The organism is Candidatus Nitrospira nitrosa (assembly GCF_001458735.1).
GTDB classification, from domain to species: domain Bacteria; phylum Nitrospirota; class Nitrospiria; order Nitrospirales; family Nitrospiraceae; genus Nitrospira_D; species Nitrospira_D nitrosa.
On sequence record NZ_CZQA01000008.1, the window covers coordinates 368,354 to 381,133 of the forward strand.

The window sequence follows — 12,780 nt, forward strand, 5'->3', positions numbered from 1 at the left end:
CGATGTATGAATCATATTCATCCCTTGCATTTCTCCTTGCGACAGGCGCCTTACTACGATCCCCATCACATTCTGACCCAAGAGTGCCGGGAGTGTTCGCCTTATTCAGACAGGACGTTCGGTTCATGCGGACCCTAGAAGAAGCGAATTTCATACCAGCACTCGAAAACTCCGCGCGCTTCACCGTCGCCTACATAAATGACCATCAGCTTTCTCAGGAATCGGTCTAACATCTCGTATTCGTGACGTCTGTTTCGCCTGGCTTGTGATGCTCCAGCTCACTGACCCGGAGGTCACATGCGGCAATAGTCTTCCAGCACGAGTACCTGTATCCAAATAGATGCTGTATCTCTTTCCACTCACCCGATCGGCACAGTCGTTGAAACAGCGGTCTGCAGGGCGACGCTGACCATCCCAACCCAACTCAAGCGCGTGCAATGACAACGCGGCCGATCCTGGCTAGCTCGTCCTCCTTCATCTTCACCATACGGACTCGACACCACGGGATTCGGCCCCTTGCAGGCCATTACAACTTCACGCCGGCTGCGAGCGGCGCCGAGTGATCCACCCGTTTCCAGCCCTTGCGCTCCACACAGACTTGCCAGGGATCGAGACGGCCTTTCGCTTCTTTTACATATTGCGCCCAGGCCGGTGTCTGCAGCTCATGATTGCAGGTCTGCTGATCTTCCGCCAAGGCCCGCCTACTGCCGGCATTCTCAAAATCCATCGGCTCACCGCACCCAGTACCAAGAACCAGCACACAACATGCGGCAACACTCTTCCATGACCACACCATCTGATAGTCCATACTCAGGTTGCGATGCAGCGCTCCCCTGCTCCATGTTCTTGGCCAAAAGAAAGAGGGCGTCCGGCGCGGATTGAGCCGGACGCCCTTCTTAATGGGCTTTTTTGCCCACTGCGTTTCCTGAGTCTTCTTTTCCTACAACCAGATCTTTCGACGTATGACTTACGGAGTCACCGTAAAGGCTTGCCTAAACACTCCACCGGACCCAACGCGCACGTTCCACACCGGGTTGCGGCCCAACTGCTTCTTGTAGGGGATGGTGACCGTCGCCGTCAGCATATCTACCGAATCCGTATTCGAGATGATTTGCACCTGACTCGCGACGGGCCGTGGGCCACTGCCACCTTCAAACGTGACTGTAGTGCCGTCTGTAAACCCGTACCCGGTGATGGTAACCTGCACTGTCGTGCCGCGTTGAGCGCTGTTGGGCGAGATCGCGGTCACGGTCGAGCAACTGCCGCTACTATCCAATACGCGTACCGTACTTGGCTTCTTAATATCGAGCAACACGCAGGACTCGTTGTCGTTGTCATTGCTCTCAATAAGGTGGCGGTCCGGGTCAATGACGATCTTCAGAGAGTAAATCCCATCGGCATTGTCGGTGAAATCAATCTCCTGACCAGCCAGTGAGGCCCCGTAGGTGTCGCCCCAACCCACGGACATGCCTTGGATCGTTCGGCCACAGCTGCTGTAATGGGCCGAACCGGGCGCACCGGGCAACGACGTGTTGACGGCCGTCGTGTCCATGACGCAGAAGGTCGTCTTCTGGCCATAGCGCTCGGACCCGCCTGGGGCATTCACCGGCTGCAGGACATAGTCCGCGTACCCGTTAAAGTGGAAATGGTTATGGAGCTCATGCCACTCAAACCAGCCTGCCAAGAAGGTCGCCGATGACCCGTCATTATTAAAGATCCGCTGGTACACCTGCTGCTTCGGAGGATTTTGCCCGGTATCGACGCTCCCCGCCTCAAGCTGTACGGGGCCAGTCCCGTTGTTCCAACTCGTGGTGGCGAAGCGAAGATCCAGCGTCCCGTCTGCTTGAGTGACCAGTGAAAAGTTGGAGGCCGGCATCGGCTTCAGATTCGGCGGCAGCGCCGTCTGCGCGGCAACACCGGTGGCCCACAACAGGACGCCGGCAAGCATGGCGCCACGCGCGATTGTTTGACCATACGCAAGAACAGTATTCATGATGCATGTCTCCTCATCGTTACGAGTCTCATCCCATCAACAGGCGACTTGCTGCAGCCCCGTCAGCTTCTGGCCTAAGAATGTCGGGAGCGTTCATTCCACCCAGGCAGAATGTTCAGCTCGTGCCCATACCGGATCAAGCGAATTTCATACCAGCACCACAAGCTCCCGCCCTCTTTACCATCCCCCGCATTGGATGACCATCAGCTCCTCCGGCAATGCAGCTAACACATTGTATTCATGACGCCTGTTTAGCCTGCATTGCGTAGGGTTGACTTACTGGGTAGAAGATCACGAGTGGAGGCATTCATACAGTACGGAAACTTGTATCCAAGAAGATGCTGGATCTTTTTCGATTCACTCGATCTGCACAGCATCTGAAGGAGAGGAGGAGGGGTGGAAGATGTCGGAAGGCGGAGGTGCAAGACCCTGTCCGACTCACACCATGACTGGCATGCAGGTTTTTGTAAGGCTATGGAGGACCGACGGCCAATGTGGCACAGCCTGATCCGGCAAGAGGCTCTCGCAGGCCCAATCGCAAGGCGCAGAGATGCTCTAGGTTTTAGCGGATAGAGTGGTGCGGCAGAGCTTGGAGAATCAGGGCCTTCTCACCTTGTCAGACCCGACCTTGCCCCACGGACGATGACTACGGTCCCGTTATCGCCAGATTGATCAGCACACCTTCTCTTAATCCCGTATCACTCACCAAACATTCGTTCTGCCCCAGCGTCTCCATAATCGTCCGGATAATGATCGCGCCGGCGGCGATGACTTCTTCGCGATTCTTTTCCAAGCCAGGAAGTTCAACTCGCTCGGACTTCGTCCTGCTGAGGAGGGTATGCGCCAGATCTCGAATGGTTTCCAACTTGAGCCCATAGTTGTGGATTCGAGCCGGCTCATAGATCGGCAGCTTCTGAGCCATGGCGGCGAGAGCAGTGATCGTTCCGGCCGTCCCAACGAATCTCGCCTGCCGATAGTCGCCCATATTCGCCACAGCTGCTTTTGTCTCTCGCGCCACCCACTCGCGTGCCTGCCTGACTTCCTCATCAGTCGGAGGATCATGGCGCAAGAGACGCTCGCAGAGACGGACCACGCCGATATCGATCGAGCAAACGATTGGCTTCTGCCCTACCCGATCGAGAATGAATTCCGTACTCCCGCCGCCGATGTCCAAGGCCAGGATATCTGTCACCCCAATCGGCAAGCCGGAACGAATGCCGAGCAAAGTCCGTCGCGCTTCTTCCTCACCCGAGATGAGTTCGACCTGAAAGCCACATTCTGCATTGACTCGATCCAAAAACTCCCCTCGATTGCTCGCATCGCGAACGGCACTCGTGGCCACGACAGCGGTCGCTTGAACTTGATGACTATCGATGACCTTCCGCCATTCTTGGAGACAGTGAATCACGCGATCCATCGCCGCCGGACTTAGTCGTTTCGATTGATCAACGCCTTCTCCTAGTCGGAGAATCCGCCGTTCAGAGCGAAGTTCTTTGAGAGGATTCCCGGGGGTATGCTCTGCAATCAATACACGACAGGTGAGCGTTCCGATATCGATACCGGCCAGTCGTCGCGTACGCTTGGCCGGCTCGCTCATTGCTCGTTCCGAATGGCTTCCATCTCAGCTTCCATTTTTTTCTGCGACTCCTTCACAGCCTCGATCTCTTTGACGAGGCGCACAATCTCGGCATCGTAGACAACACGCTCGGCCGTTTCGCCACGCTCCTTGATGTCGACGGCTCGTTCACCGATATCCTTGTAGAGATCGGACAGTTGCCGATCGAGCTTGCGGAGTTCCAGCCGGATGCGGAGTAGTTCCGTCTCTTCCAGCGCCCGCCCTGCTGCATGGACAGTCCCGAGACGAAGCGTTGCGATCCCCGCCCGCAGATCGTCCTTTATCCGTTGAAAGAGTCCCATTATTCGCCTAACTTATCGATCCGAGCTCGAGCTTCTTCTCCCACTTGCGGAGCATGGCCTCGCGCAGCCCCTGATGGGCCGGTTCTTTCAATCCGGGATCAGCTTGTAGCAACGAAAACGCCTCCTGCTTGGCCTCCTCCAGCAGCTCACCATCGCGCACCAGATTGGCGACACGAAACTCCGGCACCCCCCACTGCCGCAGCCCAAAGAACTCACCCGGTCCCCGAATGCGCAGATCGTCCTCGGCAATGACGAACCCATCGTTTGACCGGACGAGCGCCTCCAGCCGTTCCCTTGCCAGCGACATTGGTTCTTCACTGCCCAGGGTCCGTCTGCTCGATTCCGTTTTCCCCCGTCCTAGATTCTGCGCCATCAGTAGACAATAGGCTTGATGGTTGCTCCGTCCGACTCGACCACGCAATTGGTGCAACTGCGCGAGTCCGAATCGTTCGGCATGTTCAATCAAAATGACCGTCGCATTCGGCACATCCACTCCAACCTCAATGACGGTCGTGGCGATCAACAGCTGAATGGTCCCCGCCTTAAAATCAGCCATCACCGCTTCTTTTTCAGACGCCTTCATGCGTCCATGCAATAGGCCGACACGAAATTCAGAAAATTCTCCATTCTGTAACTGTTCGGCGCCCTGGAGCGCAGCTTGAAGGTCGACCTTCTCCGACTCCTCCACCAGGGGATAGACGATGTAGGCTTGTTTTTCAGCCAGCAATTCATCCCGCACAATCTGGTAGGCCCTCCGCCGTTGTCCCTCACTAAACAGGAACGTCCGCACCGGCTTCCGTCCCGGGGGCAGGGCATCGATGATCGAAACATCAAGGTCACCGTAGACAGTCATCGCGAGCGTTCGAGGAATAGGAGTCGCGGTCAACACGAGCACGTCCGGTCTATAGCCCTTTTCAATCATTGCCTTCCGCTGCAACACGCCAAACTTGTGCTGTTCATCGATGACCGCCAAGCCCAGGTTCTTGAATGTGACACCTTGCTGCAGAAGGGCATGGGTCCCGATCGCCACCTGGACATCTCCCGCAGCCAGCTGCTCAACCTGCACATTCTTGATCGAGGCTTTCTCACCACCACGCATCAAAACCGTCCGCAGCCCCAAGGCCTGTAACATTCCTGAAAGGTTGCGATAGTGTTGTTCCGCAAGGATCTCCGTCGGAGCCATCAAGGACGCCTGATAGCCTGACCCACAAGCCATGACGATGGCCTGTAATGCAACAGCCGTCTTGCCTGAGCCCACGTCACCCTGGACCAATCGATTCATGGGGCGTGGCGAAATCATGTCTCGAAATATTTCGCGAATGACTCGTTCCTGCGCCGTTGTGAGCTGAAACGGCAAGAGACTCGTCAACCGTGCAAGCAGCGGGGTCCTGGGATTGAACCGGATCTCCTTCCGTTCGTCATGGACCGATCGGTGTCTGGACGCTAACGCCAGTTGCAACAGTAAGAGCTCCTCAAACGCCAACCGGCGATGGGCCGCCGTCTTTCCTCGCGCCAATAGATGGTCGTCAGTTCCCGCCTTTGGGAAATGAACATCCTGGAACGCTTCATTGATCGAGATCAACCGCTGCCTCGCGCGCAGCGACAGCGGCACATGATCGATAAGATCCATCCCATGGTCCGTCAGGAGGTTCCGCACGAGCACCCGCATCTGACGAGACGTCCACCCTTTGGTTTCATGATAGACAGGAACAATTCGGCCGACATGCAGCGCCGATTCCACCCCTTCTCCGACGATCTCGTACTGTGCGACGTCCATGCGAGGCACCATCCAGTCTCGTCGACCAGAGATCACCCGCCCACTCAACATCACGCGAGTTCCAACCGTCAGAACATCTTCCAGATAAGGCTGATTGAAGAACACCACCTGTAGGCGACCAGACTGATCTTCGACGCCGACCTCCAGTATGCTCAGCCGTCGATTTCTTGTCCGTTTTGCATCGCACTTCCCAACTATCCCGCAAATTGACGCCACCATCCCCGGAACAAGATTTCCGATCGGAGTCATCACCGATCGATCTTCATACCGCCAAGGGATGGTCCAGAGTACATCTTCTACCGTGTCGATACCCAGCCGTTGCAAGACAGTGGTGCGTTTAGGTCCAACCCCCTTGGCAAATCGAACAGGCTGTCGCCAGAGGTCGGATCGCTCCTCATCAATCGATTCGCTCACATGGATCGATCGCGTCGGCAAGGCCTTCGGACTGGCAGGCTGCGGCGAGGCCTTTCGAAGTGCCTGGATGTGCGCCCCCGCTACATGCAATCGACGACGCTGTTCATCCAGAGAAAGGGATGATGAAAAATCAACGAAGAGGTCACGGAGTGAAATCAGACGAGCTTCGATCGTCCTAGGATACGTCTGTTGGCGAAGAGCCGACAGGACTTGAGTGGAGATGAAATCACTCAGATTGGTGATGGCCTTGAGATGGGCGCCCTCATCTCGACTTGCGAATTCGATCGGCCGGGCAATGCGATCCAGCCACTCCTGAAACGGTACCAACGGACTCGATTCAGCCTCCGTCTGCATATGGTGGAGGATCGTAGCACAGCATAGTTCATCGCACAACGCAGCTGGCGAGCCTACGTCGATCTTATCCGCTGCTTTTCCTAGATTGCTTGGTCACATTTTCCTAGGGTGCTACACTCCTGTCACACCCATATGTACCGACGCAATATTCGCCACATCCTGATCCCGCTTGCCATCGGTCTGGCTCTCCTAGTCGGGTACAACCTCTTTCTGAAACCGCTCCATCCCTCGCTGACGATGAGTCCGACGGAAACCGTGGAATCCGTCCCTCCTCCACCGGCCCCTCCACAGAGCACGCCATCCGAAAGCGACTCACGATACGTTCGCACCCTCGATCAGACCGTCATCCCACCCACCCCACATCAGGCGCTGTTGGAAGGAATTCGTGATGAAGTCGAAAAGCACAATCTCTCCCTGGCAGAAAGCAAACTGAAGGCACTCCCGGCCTCCGTTCTATCGGATAGACAATCCAAACCCTTCGTCGCCATCCTGTGGAACAATCTCGGGTTGCAGCAAGAACGTCTCCAAGGTACACGAGCTTCAATCGGTGCGTTCAAGAAGGCAGCGGAACTCGATGACACAAACTCCGTCATCCTTATGAACCTGGCCCAAGCCTACTGGGAACAGCGCGACCGCGCACTAGATGCGGAGTTCTTGACGAAATTGATGAAGGTAGCCCCGGACGAACCTTTCCCTCATCTTGCCATGGCTGATTTGCTGCAGGAACAGGATGATCTGAATGGCGCGGCCACGCACTTGGCCCAAGCCACCCAACGGGCAAAGCAAGACCCGGCACTCCGATCCTATCTGGCCACCGTCACAGAACGGGTTCAGCGCACACAATCGGTCGAATCTCGCATGACCGCACGCAGCAGCACTCATTTTGTCGTGAAATTCAATGGAGAGGAAGACCACACCACTTGGACGTCAGTGTTGGAGATTCTCGAGGAGGCTTATCGGGATATCGGCCAGAAGTTTGGGCATTTCCCGACTAAGCCCATCATGGTCGTCCTCCACGCAAAAGAATCATTCCAAGGTTCGACTGGCAGCCCTGCGTGGGCCGATGGGCTCTATGACCCCACGCTCGGACGCATCCAAATTCCCACACAGGGAGCCACCACAGATCGGAAATGGCTTGCCACTGTACTCCGTCACGAGTACGTCCATGCCCTACTCCATGACCGGTTAGGATCACAGGCAGGAGCACTCCCAACCTGGTTGAACGAAGGCCTCGCCATGCAATTGGCTGGAGATTCATGGCCGGATCTCGATGAGGCCATACAAGGCGAGCTGAAGGTGATTCCGTTGGCTACTCTGGAAGGACCCTGGGGCGCATTCTCGGCCGATGCTTCTACGATAGCCTATCTAGAAGCTAATTCTGCAACCCACTATTTGATGGAGCGATGGGGCATGGCTCGCGTCGACGACCTGGTGAAAGCCTTCCAGGCGAAGGCCTCTATCGCAACCGCATTCCAGGACAAACTGCTAATTTCGTATGAGCAGTTCCAACGTCAATGGCTTGAGCGCTTCGAACAGACCCGTCCGTAATCTCCCCCGTGGCTTGTTCTTCTATCGATCAACCAGTATACACCGTCAAATCGGCACAGGAATCGATTCATCCTGAGGCTGATGTGGCCAGACGGGAAGTAAATCGGCTTGATCATTCAGCGCCCCCTGGGCGCCCTCTTCAGACTCTCGCTGAGACAATTGATCTTCCCATATAATCTTCTTCCCGCTCGGATCGTACATACGAATCATGAATTCGAACCTGTGGGAACTGTTTGCCGAAACTCGACCCAACATCGTGGACCGATCCACGATCGAATGGAGGTGTGGAGTTTCACCCAGCACCGTAGTGAACTCATCCTCCCAGACGAGAGAGCCGGTTACCGCGTCTACCGCACGCAACAAGAATTTCGGCTGTTCGGTTGCCTGCCGCTCCGTGCGGACTCTCGTGATGGTAGCGCGACCAAACTTTCGAGTTGAAATGGTTTGGCCCCTCCCCTTTCCGTCAGGTTGCACGAGGTTAAGTCGCCCTTCCCATTGGAATATCCCGGTATTCGCGTCGTAAACCCGCAAGACGAAGTTGGAGAGGTCTGTAGCCCCCTGTCCGATACCACCTGCAAAAATGCGGCCCCCCTCGTTCCTTCCTGCTCCATCACCTTCCTTGACCGTCAGTTCATAGACATCATCGGATATGATCGTGCCTGAGTCAGCTTCATAAACCTTTACCGAAATCGCGGATACAGAACCGATCTGATAACCGAACCCCGCCGCCACAATCGCCTTTTTCCCCGTAGTGACGTCACCCCAGGCCAGATCATTTCCACCATAGAAACTCCAAAACCCAATAAAGGCTACAAGACTCAGAATCCTTGAACAACCAAGTCCTAAGACCCGTCGCTTTTCATCTATGGAATGAGTTGAGTGGTGACAACCTTTCGAAACATCAGATGTTTGCGGCATGTATCCTCCTCAGAATGTGGATGCATTCTGATAGAGGGCTGGCGGCCGGTAAATTCCTCACTGATGGGATGAATCCCCTCTAAAGAGAGGGAACGAGACAACCTGGTGGTGATTGTGCCTATCGCCTGGCAGGTTGAGTGACGCCGAACCATCGATACCGATAGCGGGCTATGAGGCGATAGCCCCATCCCGCCAACTGCCGTACCCTGCCGATCCGTAACCCCCACTGCATCAGCGTCCCGTCAGGCAGATGAGGAAGAAGAGGGGAAAATGCATCAAGCCCCTGCAGAATCTTTCCGGAAGGTTGGATGCAGAAAGCTGTCTCAGGTCGACCAGGACGATATTGTTGCCCAAGAGCAGTTCTGGCCGCTTCGCTCTGATAGGGGACGAATCTGATACCCGTTCTTGTTTGACTAATTCCTCGTCGTTCAAAGTCATTTTTTACCGAGATACAGAGTCGACATTCCTCGTCATAAATCAGAAGACAAGCCTCCAGGGATACCGGCTGCTCCTTCTGATCCTTTGGCTCCATGATACAAGTTCGCTTTTTCAGAATAACCGCAACTACAAGGCACCCATTGCCGATCTTTTCCTCAACAGTCTATAGTCAGCCCATGCCACACAATCCTTTGCTTATTCTGTTACTCAGTACCTTCGTTGTAGAAACTGGATTCCTCTTCCTTGGGAATGGCCCATCCTTCACACAAGGCCTGGCCTGGAAAATGAGCTTTTTCGCTCTCATCCCCCTTGGACTGTCCCTACTCGTTTGGCTTCGATTTCGATGGAGCGCAGCTGTTTGCGTCTTCTATGCGACGATTGGGTTGGCTATAGACGTCGCCACAATAGTGCAGGCTCTATCCACGGATGCAGATGCTATCGCTTCCCTAATGGCCAGTCTCATCAGTGGGCTTTTCTATTTCTGCTTGATCCTTTTTGGTTGGCAATCATTCTTGGCCGTGGACCAGGAGCTGATGCCTCCCAAATTCCGTCCTCCCAATCCTCCGTTCCCTTCCTAATCGGAACGGGTTTGATACGGACAAAACCAGCTTGCTTCAGCCACTTCGCCGTCTCATTAACCGTATAGGTATCCCCCTGTTCAGTAAACAAGAGCATCGAGAGAGCAAACAAACTAGCTTCTGTCGGATACAGACCTTCGCGGTCGTGCAGAAAGGCATCTTGGATGATGAATCGGCCACCCGGCTTCAAGGCCGCACGAACTCTCCGAAAAATGGCCTGATTCGTTTTCGGTGAATAAATGTGCAGCACATTGGAGTACCAGACGACATCATACGTACCAGGGATCGGTTCTTGGGAGAAATCGAGCGGGAGATAGGAGAGTCGCTCCCTCGCTTTGTGGGTAGAAGCGATTTCTTTGGCCACCTCAAGCGCAGCCACTCGATCACAGACTGTGGCACGCAACCTTGGATTCTTTGCAAGAAATGCCAGTGCATAGGTACCAGGCCCACCACCGAGATCCAAGAGGTTTTGCGCGTGACCGAGATGCAGGTGCCCCGCAATTTCCGGAGCAATTTCCACCGTCCGGTGATGCATCGCCCAAGTAAATTGGCGCCGATGGTCCGGTCCATCTGGCACATCGTGATCAAGCGGCAGTCCACTTTGGATGGACTCCGCCAGCCGGATCCAGTCGGTCCAATGGCTCCTGATGAGATGAAGATAACCGCCTCGATAGGTGGGATGATTGGCATTCAGCGCTGTCGCCCCAAGCTTGCTATTTCTATAGACGCTCCCTTTCTTGTATAACATTCCAGCAGCGGCAAGATTGCGGCAGAGGATACCAAGGCCCCGCTCGCTGACTTTCAGTTTCTTGGCGAGAGCGGTCAGCGACCAGGTTCGATCACCCACCACCGTAAAAAGATCCATTTCGAGCGCGGCCAACAGCACTCTCGGCAATCGATAAGCGGAAATGGCATCACGAAATTCGTTGAATGTCGAAATCCGATTTATCACGAAGCCTTCCCAATGCGCCCCCGGCACCACCGCAGAAGATCTTCAAGCTTGGAACGATTGTGGAGATCGGCATCTCGGGTAAAGGTGACCGCCACAAACTCATCCGTGATCTCCGTCTCCTCGACAAATCCGGACTGAAGAAGAAGCGCTCGATATCGAGAGACAGCTGGTTGAAGAAAGTATTTCGCCTGCTTGGCAACCTCATCGGTTCCCAAGTCCTCCGGAGTTCCGTCCGACATGAGCGCCATGACCTCGTCCAGTGAAACCCCGTACTGGCAGATCACCTTGCCCTCGGGCTTGACTTCGAGAAGCCACCCATCTGCCCCAAGATCCATGAGGAGCGGTCCATCGGGCTCCAGTTCATAGAATTGCGGAAATGAACGAATTAAGTCAGCTCGAAGTTGCAGCCACGTTGGAGAAACCGATTCTGTCATGCGCTCATCTTTCGAAGGCCTTGTGACGGACCCGAATCTGCCAGGCGCAGACGGAGCATATTGAGACGCTGGATATTCTCTTCCAATTTTGGCAGCCGATACTTCCGATCCATATAAACGACCTGTTCGAGAAGATCGGTTGCCTCTTGGAGTTGCCCCAGTTCCTCATAGCACTGCACCAGCACGTACCTGGCACCGCCGGTGCGAAGTTCGTCATGCAACCGTTCGGCGATCGACTGACTCGTTTGGCAGCAGGCGATGGCCTCATGATAGCGCTTTTGAATCACGTATGTGCGTCCGATCATCCGCCAGGCATCCGCGACACCTGCCACATTCCCCAAGCGACGCATCAAAGCCAACGACCGTTCATAACAGCCGATGGCTTCCTCCATGTCACCGGTCTCACGGGCCACCAGGCCAAGATCGGACAAGAGCACCGCTTGCGCTGCCTCGTCATGGGTCTTGATCATAAGATCCATGGCTTCGAGATAATACGCTCGAGCTCGATCCCATTCGCCGGCATCGGCACGCAAGTTCCCCAAGTTGGCCAACGTCGTTCCGATGCCTTTTTCATCGCCGAAGATTTTTTGGAGCTCCAAAACCTCCTGATAATGCGCCTGAGCGGAATCTCGTCGTCCACTCACTGCACAGATATTGCCAAGATTACCAAGCGTCGCGACGAGGGCCCGCTGGTCACCACTCAGTCGGTCGCACTCCAACGCCTTCGCATAACAGGTGTAGGCCTCCGTATAATACCCCCTCGAAAAATGCTCATTCCCTTGTCGATTCAGTTCCTCGGACAGGCCGTTCCGTAACGTCATCGTGGCACCGCCAACAATTCTTCCACCTGTAGCTTTGCATCCACAAGGATGGAAACACCATCTCCGACCAGCAGGCTGTCGAAGTTGTACTTCAAGAGACGGCGGAGCCCCTTCTTCGCCTTAGCCGGATCCTCGTATTTTTCAGGAGGGAGCAAGCGAAGCTCACCTGATGGTTGACCGATCAACGCATCCCCCACGATCAGCACGCCTCGCCCTCGTTCAATAAACAGCGCGGATTCGCCAGGAGACTTCTGATCCGACAACTGAATCACCCAAATCCCGCCAGGCAGAAGTTCGCCGTCCTTATACGTTTTGGTCGGATTCACTTCCATCTGCGCTGCATCCAATTCAGGAACATACAGTTGGCAATGCCACTCAGCCTGATAGGTTGGCGCTTCTCGAAGGTGATCGCGGTTCGTCAACAGGATGTAATCGATCGGCTCATGACGCCTGACAATCGCTCGCGCCTCTGGAGTCATCGGTGGGGGATCTACCAGAATCGTGTGCTCACCGATCGTCAGCAACAGACCGTTGAAGTTCAATTGCTTTTCATCTGAAAACCAGGACCATTGCCAAATGTTGGGCAGGATTTGTTTCATACCGTAGGCCGTTATCACCTTTCGCGATGCACGACGC

The 12,780-nt window shown here is 55.0% G+C and carries 12 protein-coding genes; 1 reads left to right on the top strand and 11 read right to left on the bottom strand.

Annotated elements, in window-relative coordinates; translation table 11 throughout:
* Window positions 1-526: 526 nt before the first annotated feature.
* The 5 genes from COMA1_RS10500 to recG all read right to left on the bottom strand — a co-directional run bounded on the left by COMA1_RS10500 (window position 527) and on the right by recG (window position 6,455).
* On the bottom strand, window positions 527-796 hold the full coding sequence (locus COMA1_RS10500) for a hypothetical protein (protein WP_141654301.1): 270 nt from the start codon (window positions 794-796) through the stop codon (window positions 527-529).
* 171 nt (window positions 797-967) lie between these two features.
* A complete protein-coding gene (locus tag COMA1_RS10505; RefSeq protein ID WP_090748006.1) occupies window positions 968-1,993 on the bottom strand; it encodes a lysyl oxidase family protein in 1,026 nt (341 codons plus the stop codon).
* Between the two features lie 646 nt (window positions 1,994-2,639).
* Window positions 2,640-3,590 carry a Ppx/GppA phosphatase family protein gene (locus COMA1_RS10510; RefSeq protein ID WP_090748009.1) on the bottom strand — a complete coding sequence of 317 codons (951 nt, stop codon included), beginning with the start codon at window positions 3,588-3,590 and terminating at the stop codon, window positions 2,640-2,642.
* Complete coding sequence (locus COMA1_RS10515) at window positions 3,587-3,910, bottom strand: hypothetical protein (RefSeq protein WP_090748011.1); 324 nt, start codon at window positions 3,908-3,910, stop codon at window positions 3,587-3,589. The genes COMA1_RS10510 and COMA1_RS10515 overlap by 4 nt, the downstream gene beginning before the upstream one ends.
* 7 nt (window positions 3,911-3,917) lie before the next feature.
* Window positions 3,918-6,455 (bottom strand): ATP-dependent DNA helicase RecG, encoded by a 2,538-nt coding sequence (gene recG / locus COMA1_RS10520; RefSeq protein ID WP_090748014.1) that lies wholly within the window; start codon window positions 6,453-6,455, stop codon window positions 3,918-3,920.
* Between the two features lie 132 nt (window positions 6,456-6,587).
* On the opposite strand from recG, the gene COMA1_RS10525 reads away from it, so the two are divergent.
* On the top strand, window positions 6,588-8,003 hold the full coding sequence (locus tag COMA1_RS10525; protein ID WP_090748016.1) for a peptidase MA family metallohydrolase: 1,416 nt from the start codon (window positions 6,588-6,590) through the stop codon (window positions 8,001-8,003).
* Between the two features lie 45 nt (window positions 8,004-8,048).
* Here COMA1_RS10525 and COMA1_RS10530 read toward each other — a convergent pair whose 3' ends face one another.
* From COMA1_RS10530 to COMA1_RS10555, 6 genes are all read right to left on the bottom strand, one after another.
* Complete coding sequence (locus tag COMA1_RS10530; RefSeq protein WP_090748019.1) at window positions 8,049-8,921, bottom strand: hypothetical protein; 873 nt, start codon at window positions 8,919-8,921, stop codon at window positions 8,049-8,051.
* A gap of 118 nt (window positions 8,922-9,039) precedes the next feature.
* Entirely contained in the window at window positions 9,040-9,453 is a 414-nt protein-coding gene (locus tag COMA1_RS10535; protein ID WP_090748022.1) for a thiol-disulfide oxidoreductase DCC family protein, read from the bottom strand.
* 368 nt (window positions 9,454-9,821) lie between these two features.
* Window positions 9,822-10,889 carry an SAM-dependent methyltransferase gene (locus tag COMA1_RS10540; RefSeq protein ID WP_176697994.1) on the bottom strand — a complete coding sequence of 356 codons (1,068 nt, stop codon included), beginning with the start codon at window positions 10,887-10,889 and terminating at the stop codon, window positions 9,822-9,824.
* Window positions 10,886-11,323 carry a hypothetical protein gene (locus tag COMA1_RS10545; RefSeq protein ID WP_090748028.1) on the bottom strand — a complete coding sequence of 146 codons (438 nt, stop codon included), beginning with the start codon at window positions 11,321-11,323 and terminating at the stop codon, window positions 10,886-10,888. The genes COMA1_RS10540 and COMA1_RS10545 overlap by 4 nt, the downstream gene beginning before the upstream one ends.
* Entirely contained in the window at window positions 11,320-12,144 is an 825-nt protein-coding gene (locus COMA1_RS10550; RefSeq protein WP_090748031.1) for a tetratricopeptide repeat protein, read from the bottom strand. Before COMA1_RS10550 ends, COMA1_RS10545 begins: the two co-directional genes overlap by 4 nt.
* Entirely contained in the window at window positions 12,141-12,743 is a 603-nt protein-coding gene (locus COMA1_RS10555; RefSeq protein ID WP_090748037.1) for an MBL fold metallo-hydrolase, read from the bottom strand. The genes COMA1_RS10550 and COMA1_RS10555 overlap by 4 nt, the downstream gene beginning before the upstream one ends.
* Window positions 12,744-12,780 lie beyond the last annotated feature (37 nt).

Bases quoted from the DNA above. Each gene is read 5' to 3' on its own strand.
- COMA1_RS10510 (WP_090748009.1), bottom strand. From the start codon at position 3,590: ATGAGCGAGCCGGCCAAGCGTACGCGACGACTGGCCGGTATCGATATC.
- COMA1_RS10555 (WP_090748037.1), bottom strand. From the start codon at position 12,743: ATGAAACAAATCCTGCCCAACATTTGGCAATGGTCCTGGTTTTCAGAT.
- COMA1_RS10505 (WP_090748006.1), bottom strand. From the start codon at position 1,993: ATGAATACTGTTCTTGCGTATGGTCAAACAATCGCGCGTGGCGCCATG.
- COMA1_RS10525 (WP_090748016.1), top strand. From the start codon at position 6,588: ATGTACCGACGCAATATTCGCCACATCCTGATCCCGCTTGCCATCGGT.
- COMA1_RS10535 (WP_090748022.1), bottom strand. From the start codon at position 9,453: ATGGAGCCAAAGGATCAGAAGGAGCAGCCGGTATCCCTGGAGGCTTGT.
- COMA1_RS10545 (WP_090748028.1), bottom strand. From the start codon at position 11,323: ATGACAGAATCGGTTTCTCCAACGTGGCTGCAACTTCGAGCTGACTTA.
- COMA1_RS10550 (WP_090748031.1), bottom strand. From the start codon at position 12,144: ATGACGTTACGGAACGGCCTGTCCGAGGAACTGAATCGACAAGGGAAT.
- COMA1_RS10500 (WP_141654301.1), bottom strand. From the start codon at position 796: ATGGTGTGGTCATGGAAGAGTGTTGCCGCATGTTGTGTGCTGGTTCTT.
- recG (WP_090748014.1), bottom strand. From the start codon at position 6,455: ATGCAGACGGAGGCTGAATCGAGTCCGTTGGTACCGTTTCAGGAGTGG.
- COMA1_RS10530 (WP_090748019.1), bottom strand. From the start codon at position 8,921: ATGCCGCAAACATCTGATGTTTCGAAAGGTTGTCACCACTCAACTCAT.
- COMA1_RS10515 (WP_090748011.1), bottom strand. From the start codon at position 3,910: ATGGGACTCTTTCAACGGATAAAGGACGATCTGCGGGCGGGGATCGCA.